Annotated in this window: 9 protein-coding genes; 5 read left to right on the top strand and 4 right to left on the bottom strand. The window is 44.5% G+C overall.

Annotated features, from left to right (window positions below):
* Positions 1 to 105: 105 nt before the first annotated feature.
* Positions 106 to 420: a N(4)-acetylcytidine aminohydrolase gene (yqfB, locus tag AB4323_RS19850; RefSeq protein ID WP_017063603.1), complete on the top strand. Its 315-nt coding sequence runs from the start codon at positions 106 to 108 to the stop codon at positions 418 to 420.
* A 68-nt stretch (positions 421 to 488) separates the two neighbouring features.
* A complete protein-coding gene (locus tag AB4323_RS19845) occupies positions 489 to 938 on the top strand; it encodes a hypothetical protein (RefSeq protein ID WP_372153176.1) in 450 nt (149 codons plus the stop codon).
* A gap of 81 nt (positions 939 to 1019) precedes the next feature.
* Here AB4323_RS19845 and AB4323_RS19840 read toward each other — a convergent pair whose 3' ends face one another.
* The 4 genes from AB4323_RS19840 to AB4323_RS19825 form a co-directional block, all read right to left on the bottom strand.
* Positions 1020 to 2258: a leucine-rich repeat-containing protein kinase family protein gene (locus tag AB4323_RS19840; protein WP_372153174.1), complete on the bottom strand. Its 1239-nt coding sequence runs from the start codon at positions 2256 to 2258 to the stop codon at positions 1020 to 1022.
* A gap of 115 nt (positions 2259 to 2373) precedes the next feature.
* On the bottom strand, positions 2374 to 3948 hold the full coding sequence (locus tag AB4323_RS19835; RefSeq protein WP_372153172.1) for an ATP-binding cassette domain-containing protein: 1575 nt from the start codon (positions 3946 to 3948) through the stop codon (positions 2374 to 2376).
* 531 nt (positions 3949 to 4479) lie between these two features.
* Positions 4480 to 5058, bottom strand: a complete 579-nt coding sequence (locus tag AB4323_RS19830; RefSeq protein WP_017066051.1) for a TetR/AcrR family transcriptional regulator — start codon at positions 5056 to 5058, stop codon at positions 4480 to 4482.
* A complete protein-coding gene (locus AB4323_RS19825; RefSeq protein ID WP_372153170.1) occupies positions 5055 to 6491 on the bottom strand; it encodes a coniferyl aldehyde dehydrogenase in 1437 nt (478 codons plus the stop codon). The genes AB4323_RS19830 and AB4323_RS19825 overlap by 4 nt, the downstream gene beginning before the upstream one ends.
* A 561-nt stretch (positions 6492 to 7052) precedes the next feature.
* Here AB4323_RS19825 and speA point away from each other — a divergent pair.
* The 3 genes from speA to AB4323_RS19810 all read left to right on the top strand — a co-directional run.
* On the top strand, positions 7053 to 8960 hold the full coding sequence (gene speA / locus AB4323_RS19820; RefSeq protein ID WP_371724636.1) for an arginine decarboxylase: 1908 nt from the start codon (positions 7053 to 7055) through the stop codon (positions 8958 to 8960).
* Entirely contained in the window at positions 8960 to 9886 is a 927-nt protein-coding gene (gene speB, locus AB4323_RS19815) for an agmatinase (RefSeq protein ID WP_371724637.1), read from the top strand. The genes speA and speB overlap by 1 nt, the downstream gene beginning before the upstream one ends.
* A gap of 666 nt (positions 9887 to 10552) precedes the next feature.
* The coding region (locus AB4323_RS19810; protein ID WP_372153168.1) for a retention module-containing protein at positions 10553 to 14580 on the top strand (4028 nt) is incomplete at its 3' end.

The following is a 14580-nucleotide window of genomic DNA, read 5'->3' as shown; positions in this document are numbered from 1 at the left end:
TCGCATCTCGCATCTCGCATCCCGCACCTAATTTTTATTCGCTTGAACACGCATTCTGGTATATAAACATTTACCTAACCTTTAAATGTAAAGCGACCGAAATAAATGACCGCACCGACCACTATGACGTTCTTCGAACGTTTTGAAACTGACATCCTATCTGGCAAGAAGACGATTACTATTCGTGATGAATCTGAGCGAGACTACCAGCCAGGCAGTGTTGTGGAAGTATCGACGCTAGAGCAAGACCGTGTGTTCTGTAATCTTAAGATCATCAGCGTTGAGCCAATTTTGTTTGATGACTTAGGTGAGTTCCATGCTCAGCAAGAGAACATGACGCTGCAAGTACTGAAAGACGTGATTCAAGATATCTACCCGGGTATCTCTCAACTGTATGTGGTTTCTTACGAGCTTGTGTAGCCCGCTTTAAATAGAATTTGTTGATCAATACTGCGTCTAACGCAGAGCAATGATAAAGGGAAGCCACAATGAGTGAATTACAGAGCGAAACAGTTCAGCAAATTTTGCTTCAACTTTATTGTCGTGAGCAAAATGAGCAGCCGTTAATCTCTAGAACTGATCTCGACATTGCTCTTTATGATAGCGAAGGCTTTCTAGCGTGGCGTGACACAAGGCGTAACTTTACGGTCAGTGATATCGAGAATCGAGTTTGGGTGAAGAGCTGCCTCGGCGGTTACATCACTGAAGTGCACTTCAATGCTGACGGTTCTTTGATTGAATATCGTTTGTTCGACCGATTTGAAACAACAGGGCAGTGGCAACTAAAAGACGGTTTGTTACACGTCGAGATTCTGAAGGGTGAGAACTGCTACCAGTTTGCTGTTGTGGCTCGTGCTGACCTTAATATTCACTCTGCGGTTGAGTATAAGAGCGGAGAGCTGCATTCGTACTTGAAGCTTGTTCAAGTTGAAAGCTAAACGCTGGTTCGTTTAATTAGCATATAAAAAAGCCAACAGTGATGTTGGCTTTGTTGTCTTCAATCTGACTGAATACTTCTATTAAGCTTCGAAGTTCGCCAATCGAGTATAAAGCTCGCTGTCTTGATCTTGCTTTGCACAAATCGTCAGTAGGTCTTCAATAAAGTACTTCAATGCACGTGCTTCAATTCGGCGAATACCTTGTTGATGTTCTTCAGTTAGGTAGCCGTAGATAGTCGCAGCGCCAAAGTCACCAAAGATCATCTGACCTTGTTCGTTCACTAAAGTGTTGTGAGCGTATAGATCACCATGAGAGACTTTATTGGCATGAAGGTGTTCAAACACATCAATCATCTGCTCTGTAATGCTATTGATTTGAGCAATTGAAAGTTCGAAACCTTCTGGGAAAGTATCACGCGTGCAAGTCTCGAGTGTTGGTGGTAGCCCTAGGTTGTGGTAGCTGTTTGGAATGAGTTCCATCACCAAAGCTAGGTAATCTTGTTCCTCTACTTGGGCGATAGATTTTACCAAGTTGTTATGGTGTCCAGCCTGCAAGCACGCTTCCAGTTCATCATGTGGGTAGCCGTCACTGGTGACTTCGCCTTTAAACACTTTAACCGCCACTTCCTGTGGAAAATCGAAGTCGCTGTTTAGCCAGCTTGCATGCGAGATCACGCCAGATGCGCCTTGGCCAAGTACTTGATTCAGTGAATAGCTTTGAGAGCTAACCGCAGGCACGCTATCTAAGCTGCTAGGGTGTTTGCAAAACGGGTTACCCGCAAACGCTAACCAAGCCAGTTTTGGTAGCTTGATAAGGAACTCTGGGAATTCAGTCAACTGGTTTGCAGACAGGCGAACTAGCTCAAGGTTGGATAGGTTTTCCATGCTTTCTGGTAACACGCGAATCTTGTTACCCGCCAATGCCAGTTTCTGTAGTCGCGGTCTTTCACCTAGTGAGCTAGGCAGGGCCTCAATCTCATTGTCGGTCAGGATTAACCAACGTAGTTGAGTCGGCAGAGATTGTTCGCTAACGGTTTTGATTTGGTTGGTTTTGAAGCCAACCATTTCGAGCTTAGGAAGTGACCCTAGAACATCAGGCAGGTGCGTAAACAGGTTATTCGACGCGAAGATAATACGCAGGTTAGTTAGCTTTGATAACTCGGCTGGTAGGTCTGACAGCTGATTACCTGAAAGGTCTAGGATCTCAAGAGAATCTGCAAGCTCTATGATTTCTAGAGGGAACTCTGTGAGACCTTCTGATAGTTTTAGACGCTTAATACCTTTAAGTTGCCCTGATTTTAATTGTTCTAGAGTATGCAAACCTTAGCCTTATGAATAGATGTTCGAGGCGAGTAGTTTACTTGTCTCAACCGAGAAAGGCGAGTATCCGGAAGAATACTCGCCTAACTAAGCTCAGTGAACGAATTTACGAAGGTTAAAGCTGTATATGGTTTTGGCTAACGCCGACCTCCTCAACAAAATCGCTATCATGACTGACCAAGATGAATGCGCCTTGGTATTCACGCAGAGCCGAAGCCAATATTTGCTTCGAGTCTATGTCCAAGTGATTGTCTGGTTCATCAAGCAAAAGAAGTGGGGCATCCTGTTTATGGCTGACGATCAACATCGCCAGCTTCATTTTCTCGCCACCACTGAGGTGATCGACTTTTCGATATACCGAGTCACGCCTGAATCCAATTCCCGCTAGCAGTGTTCGCGCGTCGCTCTCTGTTAATACAAAGCTATGCGTTATTAAACTATCGAACATCGTATCGTTGGTGTCTAACAGGGCAAAGTGTTGATCCAAATAGACGGTCGCCCCTAAGCGCTTAATCGAGCCTTTATAATTGGCGTGTTGACCGTGAATCGCTTTTAACAGTGTCGACTTTCCACACCCGTTAGCACCGGTTAGATAACACCGTTCCCCTTGTGATAAAGAGAAACTGATTGGCGCACCAGAGCCGTAAATAAGGCGGCAGTTTTCAACGGTTAACAAAGAGCTCTTTTTACTGTTATTACTCTGTTGTAGATACAAGGCCTGTGGTTTTAGTTGTTCCTTTTGTTCTTTAAGAGATTGAAGCTTATGTTGGTTTTGGTCCTTTAAGTTCTTTTGACTAGTGGCTGATGCTCCTTGCGTTCGTCCTGCTTTATCTTTCATCGCATCCAATAATATCTTGGGTTGGCTACCGGACTTTCTGAGTCGATTACCTTGAGACTCACGTTGCTGTGCTTTTTCCTTATTAGCTTGAGCTTGGCGCTCCAGTCGTTTCTTTTCGGATTGGTGATGTGCAATCTGTTTATCTAGTGCATCGGCCTGATTCGACATTTGTTTGAAGTAGTCATCGTAGTTTCCTTTATAGAAACGTAACCCCAAACTGTTGAGATGGTAGATACCTTCCATTTGTCTCAATAAGCTTCGATCATGGCCGACGACAAGTACCTTACCTTCAAACAACTGGCATTGTTCTAGTAGCCAATTGCGTCCGTCGTTATCCAAATGGTTCGAAGGCTCATCGAGGATCAGTATGTCGTTATTTGATACGAATAGCTGATGAAGCTGTAACAGGGCGAGTTGCCCACCACTCAAAGAGCAACAAAGTGTGTTCAAATCACGAGTGATCTTTAATGTACCTAGCAACTGCTGGGTACGCGCCTCTAAATCCCAATCATCGCCAACGATATTGAAGTGCTGCAGTTCACAGCTACCTTGTTCTATGGCGCTTAGCGCTTCTAACTTTTCGGTGAGTCCTAAGAAGTCAGCGATGGTGATGTTGGTATCCAGTAGCGTTGATGGTAACTGAGAGTAAAAGCCGATTGAACCTTGGCGCGAAACACTGCCCGTTGTGGGCTGTTTTTGTCCAACGAGCAACGAAAGTAACAATGACTTTCCAGCCCCATTTCTTCCGACTAGGCCTGTGAGGCGAGTGCTCAAATTAAAGGTGATGTTTTTGAATAACCACTCACCAGTATCGAGTTGGAATGAGAGATTATTGGCTAATATAGTCGGCATAGAAATACCTCCCTTTACGTGTAAACGAGTAAAAGGGGTGAGGCGCTTTTCTGTGCAAGCTCCTGCTGGATGCTAACAACAGGTCGCCAAAGGCGTTACTTAGATAGATGACCAATGAAAGAGAGAAAGCGGTATTGAGATGGTTCCTGTCTTTGAGGTACTGATCTTAAAGATGTTTGTTTGTCAAAAAACGGATCTTTAAGAGCTTGATTTGTCGCGAAAATAGATGATGAAGTAACGCCCACTAACCCCGAGTGTCCAAATGATTTTTATAAAAATAAATCGGATGTCAGGATGTTAGTACTTCATTATGGCGTTATTCTCTTTTGAAATGATGGTGGGATGGTACTGAAAGAAAGTACTCTGAGTCAATATGTTGAGGTGATTAAATTGTGTTCAAATAATTAAAGCGCCTTTGTGGCGCTTTAGTGATCATTATTGGAAATCAGTTGAGTCTAGAACTTATATCTTTGGGTTTAGAGCTTAGAGCTTAGAGCTTAGAGCTTAGAGCTTAGAGCCTTGGGCTTAAAGCTACTTGGTTTGCCCACCAACGGCGCGCCAACACATATCAAAGCTATCGTTGATGTACTTCGATGTTTGCTCTGGTGGAGACTCGCTTTGTTCAATCAGCCAGTTTGCACAAATCAGAAAGTGGCTATGAATGAAGTGTCTAACAAGGTTAATGTCCAACACCATCAATTCACCATCTTGTTGCCCTTTCAAAATGATCTCGTCTAGCGATGCGAACATCTGTGAAACAATCACTTCTCGAGTTTGAGTCGTTGGGTCGAAATGAACATTGGTGAAGAACTTCATCGCAACCGGATTCTCTAATGCCCACTCAATTCCTGTGATCCACATGAACTTAAAGGTTTGGTAGCGATCTTCTACAGCCACATCAGTGTGCGGTTGAAGGGTCGAGAATAGCTCTAGCTTCAGCTCGCGAAACAGTTCATCAATCAATAGAGATTTATTCTCGAAGTGGTGGAACAACGTCGCTTTTGCCACGCCGGCTGTTTTCGCTATTTGTCCGGTAGATGTGCCCTCTAGCCCTTGTTGAGAGAAGAGCAGGAGTGCAGCATCTAGGATTTTTTGTCTTTTGGTGATCATCTATTGAGTACTTTGAACATCAGTTTCTTGATTGGGTTGTTGTAAGGAGGATGCATTAACTTGGTGAAGTTGATTTTTCCTCTACTTAGAACGGTTTTGGCATGGCTAAGGGTCTTGAAGCCCTCAATGCCGTGATAGTGCCCCATGCCTGAAGGGCCGATGCCACCGAATGGTGCGTCTTCTGCAACCACATGCACCAAAGAATCATTAATACACACGCCGCCAGAGTGCGTGTCTGATAAAAGCTTGTCTTGGGTTTCTTTATTATGGCTCATTAGGTACAGAGCCAGTGGGCGTTCTCTCTCTGTGATGTAATTGATTGCTTCTTCGATGGAATCATAAGGCACGATAGGCAAAACAGGACCAAACAGCTCTTCTTGCATCGCGAGCATCTCATCGTTCACTTCGGTGAGAAGGTGCGGCGTCATTCTGTGGTTTACATCGTCTTGTGCTTGTTCGGTTACCGTGTGAATAACCGCGCCTTTGGCTTGTGCGTCTTCAATGACACCTTTCAAGCGATTGTATTGGCGCATGTTGATCACTGAGGTTAAGTCTTTGCTCTCAATACCGGCTTTATAAAGCTTCTTGAAATAACGCTTATAGGCTGTGATGAACTCGTCTGATTTTTCTCGCGGCAATAAGATGTAATCAGGCGCTACACATATCTGGCCAGCGTTTAGACTCTTGGCAAACAAGATACGTTCAACAGCGTCAGCCACATCAAAGTCAGGGGCAATGATGGTTGGAGATTTGCCGCCTAATTCCAAGGTAACTGGTGTTAAGTTGTTAGCCGCTGCTCTCATAACGTGTTTACCCACAGCGGTTGAGCCTGTGAAAAGGATATGGTCAAACGGCAGTTGGCTAAATTTAGCGGAAACGTCAGCTTCGCCTTCGATAATCGCAACCTGATCTTTACTAAAGCCTTCGGCCAACATCGCTTTTAAAACTCGGTTGGTCGCTGGAGTAAACTCCGACATCTTGAGCATCGCCGTGTTGCCCGCTGCTAACGCTGTGATCAGAGGGCCTAAAGAGAGCATGACTGGGAAGTTCCAAGGCACGATGATACCAACCACACCTACTGGCTGATAATGAACCGTGATCTTTGCTGGCGTTAGCATCAAACCAGCTTTGCGGCGCGATGGCTTCAACCACTTCTTAAGGTTCTTCACGCTGTAATTGATCTGGTGAAGAGAAGGGGTGATATCAGCAATCAAGCTGTCGTGCTTTGCTCGATGGCCATAATCTTCAGATACTGCCTCAATCAATTGCTCTTGATAGCGCATTAACAACGCTTTTAATACTGAGAGGTTTTCTCTTCTCTGCTCAAGCGTAGGATTAACGTTATTGCGGTAGTGATCTTTTTGTCGGTTGAACATTTGATCCATGTCGTTGGTGCTCGACGTGTTTGGTTCAAGGTCTAGATTATGGCTCATAGTATCCCCTAAATTCGAAAGCTGACCGATTGGTTGGTCAGTTAAAATTACAAGAAGATTGAACCGAATACAAGATATGCGCGAGAAAAGTTCAAAAATTGAGCGGTTACAACATTGAAGTGAGCGAGTTCTAGTAGGAAGAATGAAGTGTTTATCGGCATCGAATCGCGGGACACAAGCTGTGTTGGTGATAGCGAGAGTTCAGATTGTGAAGTGCTTATATTTGTCACAACTCTGACTTAACCTCACTCAATTTACTAAAAATCTTTTGGTTTCTGCACATTTTTTCTCCCTAATTTAATGTGAGAAATTGCTTTATATTTAATGCGCTTCAGCCTGTTTTTTACCCTAAAACCTTGTAATTCCTTACCTGTCATTTTAAGTCGATCTGTCGATAAAAAAACGTAATCGTCACCACAAATATCAATGGTTGGACTCGCTCTTAATAATATCGGTTAATGCAGCCAACAAATCGTTTTTGAACGCTTTTTGTTGGGTTATACCTCGCTATTCCAAAGAGGTATCTTCTGTCGATGGCCCTATAGTGTGAGGTCTCTAGAATTGGAAAATTCGGTTAATTTGGAACGCATCCGTGCTGAGTATAATGTAAAGCACTGGAGCCAAGGTTTTTATGGAATTGATGATAACGGTGAGGTGTATGTTTCACCGAGCGAGACGGATCATCAAGTCCCACTAAGTAAGATCGTAAAACAGTTAGAGCAAAGAAATATTGGTTTACCTGCTCTTGTGCGTTTTCCTCAAATAGTGCATCAACGTGTGCACAATATCTGTAACGCATTTAACCAAGCGATCGACGAATATCAGTACGACAATCGTTACCTACTTGTTTATCCGATTAAAGTTAACCAACAAAAAGAAGTGGTTGATGAGATCTTAGCGAGCCAAGCTCAATTAGAGCAAAAGCAGCTAGGACTAGAGGCGGGCAGCAAACCTGAACTATTAGCGGTACTGGCGTTGGCTCAAAAAGCGAGCTCTGTGATCGTGTGTAACGGTTACAAAGACAGAGAATACATCCGCCTTGCACTGATTGGCGAAAAGCTAGGCCACAAAGTCTTTATCGTTCTAGAGAAGTTGTCTGAGCTTGATCTTGTTCTTTCTGAAGCGAAAGCACTTGGCGTAAAACCTCGTTTGGGTTTACGTATTCGTCTTGCTTCTCAAGGTGCAGGTAAATGGCAAGCAAGTGGTGGTGAGAAGTCGAAATTCGGTTTGTCTGCATCACAAGTGCTTACTGTTATCGAACGCTTGAAAGCCGAAGACCAGCTGGATGTACTTGAACTCGTGCACTTCCACCTAGGTTCACAAATGGCAAACATTCGTGACGTGCGAAATGGCGTGAGTGAAGCGGCTCGTTTCTACTGTGAACTGCGTGATATTGGCGCTCAACTGAAGTTCTTAGATGTTGGTGGTGGCTTGGCAGTCGATTACGACGGCACGCGTAGCCAATCTTCAAACTCAATGAATTACGGCTTGCTTGAGTACGCTCGTAACATCGTGATGACAGTAGGGGATATTTGTAAACTCTACAATCAGCCACAACCTGTGATTATTTCGGAGTCTGGTCGCTCACTGACTGCGCACCATGCTGTGTTGATCACCAACGTGATTGGTACTGAAAGCTACTCACCGGAAGATATGGCTGCGCCAGAAGCAGACGCACCACTGTTGCTAAACAACATGTGGAAGAACTTCTTAGAGCTCGATGCTGGTAATGATGACCGTGCGTTGATTGAGATCTATAACGACACTCAGAGCGATATTGCAGAAGCGCACAACCAATTTGCGACCGGTATGCTGAATCTTCAGCATCGTGCTTGGGCAGAGCAAATGTCTTTGCGTATTAACTACGAGCTTAGCACTCGCATGAGCACAAAGAACCGTTACCACCGTCCAATTTTGGATGAGTTGAGCGAGCGTTTAGCGGACAAGTTCTTCGTGAACTTTTCACTATTCCAGTCATTGCCAGATGCTTGGGGTATTGATCAGGTGTTCCCTGTATTGCCACTGAGCGGTTTAGATAATGCGGATGAGCGTCGTGCTGTGGTGTTGGACATCACTTGTGACTCTGACGGTACGATTGACCAGTATGTTGATGGTCAAGGCATTGAAACAACATTGCCAGTGCCAGCGTGGAACCCAGATGAACCATACCTAATGGGCTTCTTCCTAGTAGGCGCGTACCAAGAGATCTTGGGCGATATGCATAACCTATTTGGTGATACGCACAGTGTTGTGGTGAATGTTGATGAAAGTGGTCAAGCGAATATCGACTACATCAACGAAGGCGACACAGTAGAAGACATGATGCGTTATGTTCATATCGATATGGACCTAATTCGTCAGAACTACAAAGAATTGGTAACGGCGAAAGTACCAGCTCAAGAACAGCAAAGCGTACTTGAAGAGTTAGAGCAAGGCTTGATGGGTTACACCTATCTTGAGGATTTTTAATGAACGATCTATTTACGAAACCAGATTACTCGCTGTATTCCAATGCGATGACGTTTATGCGTCGTCCTTTGGCACAGAACCCAATCGACAACGATGCTGATGTGGTTGTATTAGGCGCGCCGTTAGATATGGCGACGTCTGGTCGACCGGGTGCACGTATGGGACCGGATGCGATTCGTCGTGCTTCTGTGAACTTGGCGTGGGAAGGCAAAAAATTCCCGTGGGATTTCAATGTATTTGAACATACCTCGGTAATTGATGCTGGCGACCTTGTGTTTGATTGCGGTGATGCAGAAGACCTAACTCAACGTTTAGAAGCAGCTGCTGATGCGATTCTAAACAGTGGTAAAACATTGCTTGGATTAGGTGGCGACCACTTCATTACACTGCCTTTGTTAAGAGCATATGGCAAGAAGTACGGTGAGATGGCTCTGATTCACTTCGACGCACACACTGACACTTACAGTCAGGGTAGTCGTTACGATCACGGTACTATGTTCTACCATGCGCCAAATGAAGGTTTAATTTCGCCTGAACATTCAGTGCAAATTGGTATTCGTACAGAGTACAAGCAGGAAGGGCACGGCTTTAACGTTATTAACGCGATGCAAGCGAACGACATGAGCGTGGACGATATCATTGCTCAAGTGAAAGGTATTGTTGGTAATAAGCCAGTGTACTTAACGTTTGATATCGATTGTCTGGATCCTGCTTTTGCTCCGGGTACCGGCACACCAGTATGTGGTGGTTTGAACTCAGATAAAGTGCTCAAAATCATCCGTGGCTTACAGGGTATCAACATGGTTGGTATGGACGTTGTAGAAGTGTCTCCTGCCTATGACCAAAGCGAAATTACGGCATTGGCTGGTGCGACGATTGCTCTCGAGCTGCTTTACGTCTGGACTGCAAATCGCCTTGCTAAATAGTTGTGTGTCATTGCTAACAGCATAACGCTATATACTGATTTTAAAGCCCACTAAGTTTCAACTTAGTGGGCTTTTTTGTTTTGCCGAGCAACAAAAATTCTATTCTCGCATCTCAGTAAGTAGTCTTTTCTTGGCTGTGAACTAATAGGCTAAAAGGCTCGTATTCTACGGTCTATCTCATGATTTGTGAGCGAAAAATCATCACATTGATTCTGAGAGGTGTCTCAAAGGTGGGACTTGCCTCTGCTTTACTAAGGATGCAGAGCTTACCGCTATTAATGCCCTGTATTCGCTAATGATTTATCAACTTTGTTACTGTATATATTTATAAAACGAAGATGTGTATTTATATTGCGCGCTCATTTGCATATTAATCAGCATCCTACTAACTTTTGACTAGGGTTTTTAAGCCTTGAAAGAATACTTGGATTTGCGAAAAGATGTCTCTTCGCACAGACATGGCATTTTTTATGGGGAAGACTAGGCTTAAGGGTAAGTAAACTATAAAAAAACAGGTGAAATACTTCTCTCTTTTCAAGCCGATTGGGCATAACAATGGATTGCCATTGATGAGAGCTAAGTATGCGTTCAATTAAAACCTGAAATTGCTATTACAAATAATTTTCACAGCGCTTAAAAATAGTGCTTTGTGACAACGGGGGATGTATGGATATTGAAGTTTCGCGCCAGGTTGCGGTAGTTGAAGCAACGAGTGGAGATGTCGTCGTAGTTAAGCCAGACGGCAGCGCAAGAAAAGTTTCAGTTGGCGATACCATCCGTGAAAATGAGATCGTGATTACGGCCAACAAGTCAGAGCTTGTATTAGGCGTTCAGAATGATTCGATTCCGGTTGCAGAGAATTGCGTCGGTTGTGTTGATGAAAACGCTGCATGGGTAGATGCCCCAATAGCTGGTGAGGTTAATTTTGACTTACAGCAAGCAGACGCAGAAACCTTCACTGAAGACGACCTTGCTGCAATTCAAGAAGCCATTTTAGGTGGTGCCGATCCGACTCAAATCTTAGAAGCAACGGCTGCTGGTGGCGGACTAGGTTCTGCAAATGCTGGCTTTGTGACGATTGACTATAACTACACTGAAACTCATCCATCGACTTTCTTTGAGACCGCTGGTCTAGCAGAACAAACTGTTGATGAAGACAGAGAAGAATTCAGATCTATCACTCGTTCATCAGGTGGCCAATCAATCAGTGAAACACTGACTGAAGGCTCCATATCTGGCAATACCTATCCCCAATCTGTAACAACGACAGAAACGATTATTGCTGGTAGTTTAGCTCTCGCCCCTAACTCTTTCATTCCAGAAACTTTATCCCTCGCTTCACTACTTAGTGAATTAAACAGCGACATTACTTCAAGTGGTCAGTCCGTTATCTTCACCTATGACGCGACGACTAATTCTATCGTTGGTGTTCAAGGTACCGACGAAGTATTACGTATCGACATTGATGCCGTCAGTGTTGGCAATAACATTGAGCTTTCTCTAACCACAACGATTTCCCAGCCGATTGATCATGTACCGTCGGTTGGCGGTGGTCAGGTTTCTTACACTGGCGATCAAATAGATATTGCCTTTGATATTCAAGGTGAAGACACCGCTGGGAACCCGCTAGCAACACCCGTTAACGCACAAGTTTCAGTGTTTGACGGGATAGATCCGTCTGTTGAAAGTGTCAATATCACTAACGTTGAAACTAGCAGCGCGGCAATCGAAGGGACGTTCTCAAATATTGGTAGTGATAACCTTCAATCAGCCGTATTTGATGCAAGTGCACTGGACCAGTTTGATGGGTTGCTCAGTGATAATCAAAACACGCTTGCGAGACTTTCTGATGATGGAACAACGATTACTCTGTCCATCCAAGGTCGAGGTGAGGTTGTTCTCACTATCTCTCTAGATACCGATGGCACCTATAAATTCGAGCAGTCTAATCCGATAGAACAAGTGGGTACCGATTCACTGACGTTCGCTTTGCCAATCACGATTACCGATTTTGACCAAGATGTTGTAACCAATACGATCAACATTGCCATTACTGATGGCGATAGCCCTGTTATTACTAATGTTGACAGTATTGATGTTGATGAAGCGGGCATTGTTGGCGGCTCACAAGAGGGCACGGCGCCAGTGTCTGGCACTGGCAGTATCACCGCGGACATTTTTGAAAGTGACATCATTGACCATTATGAGCTAGAACCCACTGAATTTAATACTAATGGCACCTTGGTTTCAAATGGCGAGGCTGTGCTACTTGAGTTGATTGATGAAACCAACGGTGTAAGAACTTACGAAGGTTATGTTGAGGTCAATGGTTCGAGAATTACGGTCTTTGACGTTAAAATTGATAGCCCTTCATTGGGCAACTATGAGTTTAATCTTTATGAAGAACTTTCTCATCAAGGCGCTGAAGATGCGCTGTTAACTTTTGCATTGCCAATTTATGCTGTTGATGCAGATGGCGACCGTTCTGCACTGTCTGGAGGTTCGAACACACCAGAAGCTGCTGAGATCCTCGTTAATGTTAAAGACGATGTCGTTGAATTAGTTGATAAGGTTGAATCAGTCACCGAGCCGACCTTAGCGGGCGATACTATTGTTTCGTATAACCTGTTCAATTTTGAAGGCGCAGATGGTTCTACAATTCAATCGTTTAACTACGACGGTGTTGATTACTCACTCGATCAAAGCCTGCTCCCCGATGCTACCCAGATTTTCAGTTTTACTGAAGGTGTCGTCACTATCTCATTAAACGGTGACTTCAGTTTTGAAGTCGCTCGTGATATCGACCACTCAAGCAGTGAAACTATCGTCAAACAGTTCTCATTTTTAGCCGAAGATGGTGATGGGGATACTGATAGTTCGACGCTTGAGTTAAGTATTACCGATGGCCAAGATCCGATCATTGATTTGATCCCGCCTGTGACTCTCTCTGAAACCAACCTTAATGACGGCTCTGCTCCCAGCGGAAGTACAGTTAGCGCAACCGAGACGATTACCTTTACCGCAGGCAGCGACGATGTAGCAAGTTTCCGTATTGAACCAACAGAGTTTAATGTGGGCGGTGCACTTAAATCGAATGGATTTTCGGTTGAGATAAAAGAAGATTCGGCTAATCCGGGTACTTACATTGGCTTTATTACCAACGGTTCGGGCGCTGAAATCCCAGTGTTTACGATTGCTTTCTCTACGAGCACATTGGGTGAATACACCTTTACTCTGCTTGAAGCGTTAGACCATGTAGATGGTTTAGATAAGAACGATCTGAGCTTTGATCTGCCTATTTATGCGGTTGATACGGACGGCGACGATTCATTGGTGTCTCAGCTTAATGTGACCATTGGTGATGATGTCCAAATCATGCAAGACGGTACGTTAGATATCACTGAGCCAAATCTAGCTGATGGAACAATCACAACCAACACCATTGATGTGATGCCAAATCAAAGTGCCGATGGCGCGACGATCACTCAGTTCACTTATGACGGTCAACTACGAACACTTGATCCGAATGACACTGGTGAACAGCTGTTCAGCTTCACTGAAGGTGAGCTTTATATCACCCTTGAAGGGGAAGTGCGCTTTGAACCTAATCGCGATCTAGACCACTCAGTTAGTGAAGATATCGTGAAGTCGATTGTCGTGACTTCAAGCGATTTTGATAACGACCCGGTGACTTCAACCATTACGCTGACCATTACTGATGGTGACAATCCGACTATTGATGCGGTGCCGAGCGTATCACTTAAAGAAGCGGATCTCGCTGATGGCTCATTGCCAAGTGGTAGTGCGGTTAGCCAAACGGAAACCATCTCATTCACGAATCAAAGCGATGATGTTGAGAAATTCCGTTTAGAGCCTAGTGAGTTTAATAGTGATGACTCATTGAAATCCGATGGTCTGCCAATTGATCTGAAAGAAGATCCGACAGGCTCAGGTAACTATGTTGGTTTTACAACTAGTGCCTCTAATGTAGAAACACAGATTTTCACATTAAGCTTTAGCGCTGCGACTCTGGGGCAATATACTTTTACGCTGTTGGAGAATATCGACCACGAGGATGGTCGTGGCAATAACGACTTCACGTTCGAACTACCAGTTTACGCGGTTGATACCGACGGTGATGACTCGTTAATATCACCGCTATCGGTAACGATTACTGATGATGTTCAAGTGATGGTGAGTGGTTCGCTTAGTATCGAAGAGCCTACTGTTGCCGACTTGTCTGCAGGTACGCCAGCGACATCCGTTTTCGATGTATTAACATCCGCAAGTGCCGATGGCGCGAGTGTGACTCAATTTACCTATGACGGCACCGCTTACTCTCTAGACCCGAATGATGCGACCGAGCAAGAGTTTACCTTCACCGAAGGCTCACTGTTTATTACGACTCAAGGGGAAGTGCGCTTTGAGCCGAACCGAGATTTAGACCACTCAGCAGGCGATATTGTTAAAAATATCGTTGTGACATCAAGCGATGGCGATGATGACGTTCTTACCTCGACAGTGACGCTTACGATTACGGACGGCGATGTCCCAACCATAGATGTCATTCCACCAATTTCACTATCTGAAACGAATCTAGCCGATGGCTCTGATCCGTCGAATTCTGCGGTCAGCGACACCAAAGTCATTCAGTTTACTCATGAAAGTGACGATATTGAGTCGTTCCGTATCGA

The organism is Vibrio sp. 10N.261.52.C11 (assembly GCF_041471405.1).
Classification (GTDB): Bacteria; Pseudomonadota; Gammaproteobacteria; order Enterobacterales; family Vibrionaceae; genus Vibrio; species Vibrio crassostreae_C.
The sequence above is the reverse complement of the archived record's forward strand: the minus strand, read 5'-3'. Positions and strand labels throughout refer to the sequence as shown.